The organism is Frankia sp. CoBUL1 (assembly GCF_978021245.1).
Window position 1 is genome coordinate 1 of sequence record NZ_CDXDOS010000217.1, and the last position, 3,304, is coordinate 3,304.

At 70.6% G+C, this 3,304-nt stretch carries 3 protein-coding genes; all 3 read left to right on the plus strand.

Annotation, left to right across the window (positions count from 1 at the left end; genetic code table 11):
• Positions 1 to 256: 256 nt before the first annotated feature.
• The 3 genes from AC08OX_RS14085 (at position 257) to AC08OX_RS14095 (ending at position 3,107) form a co-directional block, all read left to right on the plus strand.
• Complete coding sequence (locus AC08OX_RS14085) at positions 257 to 1,507, plus strand: MurT ligase domain-containing protein (RefSeq protein ID WP_476608242.1); 1,251 nt, start codon at positions 257 to 259, stop codon at positions 1,505 to 1,507.
• An 81-nt stretch (positions 1,508 to 1,588) separates the two neighbouring features.
• Positions 1,589 to 2,332, plus strand: a complete 744-nt coding sequence (locus AC08OX_RS14090; RefSeq protein ID WP_476608243.1) for a type 1 glutamine amidotransferase — start codon at positions 1,589 to 1,591, stop codon at positions 2,330 to 2,332.
• Between the two features lie 127 nt (positions 2,333 to 2,459).
• Positions 2,460 to 3,107, plus strand: a complete 648-nt coding sequence (locus AC08OX_RS14095) for an alpha/beta hydrolase family protein (protein WP_476608246.1) — start codon at positions 2,460 to 2,462, stop codon at positions 3,105 to 3,107.
• Positions 3,108 to 3,304 lie beyond the last annotated feature (197 nt).

The window sequence follows — 3,304 nt, forward strand, 5'->3', positions numbered from 1 at the left end:
CCCTCTTATTGATCAACGCCAGCCCACCACCTGGCGACCGTCACCCTGACGATCTCACCTGAGCCGAACTGCACCCAACGGACTATGGGTAACGCCAGCTCACGTGAGGTAATGTCCGGGCTGGAACAAACCCCCGTCCGGGGGCGCTACCGGGTGGTACCGGGCCGATGACCGGGGACTGGACCGGGGATCTATCGGAACAGAAGACGGGGCGGGCTTCGCAGTCCGGTGCTGTCGTGGCACTGTAGAAACCGCGATGACGACATCAATCCCCCGCCGGTTCACCGCCAGGACCCAGGCCGCGCTCGCCGTTGAACGTCTGGCGGCCGAGGCGTCACGCCGGCTCGGCCGTGGTTCCGGCGAGATGATCGGTGGCAAGCTCGCGCTGCGGGTATCCCCGGCGGCGCTCGCCGAGGTCGGCTCCCACCGGATGACCGCCTGCGTGTCGGGCACCAACGGCAAGACCACCACCACGAGGCTGCTTGCCCGGGCCCTGGGCACCCTGGGGCCGGTCAAGTCGAACAGCGGCGGGGCGAACATGGCGCCCGGGGTGCTGGCCGCGCTGTCCCGGCCGCCGTTTGACGCGGCGGCGGCTCTCGAGGTGGACGAGATCTGGCTGTCGAAGGTGACCAGGGAGATCTCGCCGCGGGTGGTCCTGCTGCTGAACATCAGCCGTGACCAGCTCGACCGGTCCAACGAGACGCGGCGCATCGCCGCCATGTGGCGCGAGCTCGGCTCGGAGCTGCGCGACACGACGGTGGTCGCGAACGTCGATGATCCCCTGGTGGCCTGGGCGGCGGCGGGCTGGCACCGGCAGGTCTGGGTGTCGGCGGGGCAGAACTGGACGGCGGACGCGATGGTCTGCCCGCAGTGCGCCCGGCTGCTGTACCGCAACAGCAGCGGCTGGTGGTCCGAGTGCGGGCTGGCCAGGCCCGAGCCGATCGTCGCGGTCACCGGCTCCCGGGAACTGTTCTGGTACGGCCGCACCATCGAGGCCCGGCTCGATCTGCCCGGACGGGTGAACCTCGGCAACGCGGCGATGGCCGCCGCCGCAGCCCGGGAGTTCGGCATCGAGATCGAGGATGCGCTTGCGGCCATGACCGGCCTGGGCGATGTGCAGGGTCGCTATCAGGAGGTGGCGCTCGGCGAGGAGGGCCATCGAGGCCGGTTGCTGCTGGCGAAGAACCCCGCTGGCTGGGTGGAGATGATGGAGCTGTTGGCGGACGCGCCGCCGCGGCCTGTCGTCATCGACTTCAACTCCCAGACCGCTGACGGGCGGGATCCGTCCTGGATCTGGGACGTGCCGTTCGAACGGCTCGCCGGCCGGCAGGTGCTGGTCACCGGGGAGCGCAAGGAGGACATGAGCGTTCGGCTGGCCTATGCGGAGGTGCCGCACAGCGTGTATGCCAGCGCGCAGGACGCGGCCCTGGCCGCCAACGAGAAGGTGGTCGACGTCGTCGCCAACTACACGGCGTTCCGCGATCTGCTGGTGAGGTCCACGCAGTGAGGTTGTGCACGTGGCGAGGTTGTGCACGTGGCGAGGTTGTGCACGTGGCGAGGTTGTGCGCGAGATGAGGGGATCCACGCGATGACGGGCGGCTCTGCGACCAGGATCGCGCTGATCTACCCCGAGCTGCTTGGTACCTACGGCGACGGCGGTAACGCGATCGTGCTGTCCCAGCGCCTGCGCTGGCGTGGTTTGCCGGTTGAGGTGGTGAACGTTCCTGCGGGGTCGGCGGTGCCCGAAAGCTGTGATATCTACCTGCTCGGCGGCGGCGAGGACGCACCGCAGGTCCTCGCCGCGGACGGCATCCGGCAGAACCGGGCGATCCGGCGAGCGGTGAGCTCGGGAGCGGCGGTGCTCGCCGTGTGCGCCGGCTACCAGGTGATCGGCGCGACCTTCCCATCCGGTGGGGAGATCCACGGGGGGCTGAATCTCGTCGACGTGGAGACCCGTCGCTCCTTCGGCCCGTCGGACGCGCCGCCGGCGCGTGCGGTCGGGGACATCGTGGTGGAACCGGACGCACGGCTCGGCCTGCCCACCCTGTACGGGTATGAGAATCACGCCGGGCGGACGAGGCGGTTGCCCGACGCGAGCGGCATCCCGCTCGGTACGGTCCGGCTCGGGATCGGTGACGGTGACGGCGGAACGGACGGCATCGTGGATGGCCGGGTCATCGGCACCTACCTGCACGGGCCGGTGCTCGCGCAGAACCCCGCCCTCGCCGATCTCCTGCTCAGCTGGGTCCATGGTCCGCTGCCGCCGTTGGACGCGCCCCGCGAGGTGGAGGTGCTGCGCCAGGTCCGGCGCCGCGCGTTGGCCGTCACCTGACGCGTCCCCTGGCGTTTTTTTTGGGGGGGACAAGGCGGACAGGCCCCGGTCTGACCCCGGTCTTGTCGTCATCTGCTGCCAGGTTTGCGGCGTTTCCCGGCCAGCGGTGTGGTTCGGTTGGACCGTGGTGTCGAATCCCCTCGCCGGATGGTGGGGCAAAAACAAGAGAACCGTGCTCATCGTCGGTGTCGTGATCGTGGTCGCCTGGGGCTACCTCGGGACCCGTGACCGCCCGAAGACCCAGCGGGTCAGCCTGCCCGGCGACTACGCGTCGGCGGGCCGCGAGCTGCTCGTCCATGCCCCGTCCGATCCCGCCAACCCGCTTCCGCTGGTGTTGATCCTGCACGACGACAACGCGGACGCGAAGTCACTTGACCGGCAGAGTGACGCCGGCAAGCTCGCGAACTCCCGCGACTTCGCGGTGGCCTTCCCGGAAGCCGTGGGCGGCACGTGGCGGATCGACGGACCCGAGGGGGCGGACGTGCGCTATCTGCGCGACGTGGTCCGCTTCGTCTCCACGAAACGGACCAAGGTGGATCCGAACCGGGTCTACGTGTGGGGGATCGGCGAGGGTGCCCGGCTGGCCCTGACCGCCGCCTGCGCCCCGGGTAAGCCGGAGTTCGCCGCGGTCGGCGTCGTCGGGCAGTTCGACCCGGAGCCCGGGCCGACCTGCCAGGACCGTGTCCCGGAGGGCCGGGCCCCGGAGGCCTCCTGGGACCGGAAGGTCAGCGAGACCCTGTGGAAGTTCTCGTCTGTTCACCGGCTGGGGGCCTGACCGCGGCGCCCGCGAGCGGGCCGGGCGGTTTCCGCACCGGGCAGAGACCGAGGGCTGAAGTCCGCCGATGCCGCCGGGAGGGGGGTAGCGGCATCGGCGGACCTGGTCGGCCGGGGCCCGAGGCCCGCCGGCCTTCCCGTGCGGATGGGGGGGGGAATCCGAGGGAAGGCCGGCGGAATCGGGGGCCTTCCGGCCGG

Coding starts and splice junctions, on each gene's coding strand:
- AC08OX_RS14090 (WP_476608243.1), top strand. CDS start 1,589: ATGACGGGCGGCTCTGCGACCAGGATCGCGCTGATCTACCCCGAGCTG.
- AC08OX_RS14085 (WP_476608242.1), top strand. CDS start 257: ATGACGACATCAATCCCCCGCCGGTTCACCGCCAGGACCCAGGCCGCG.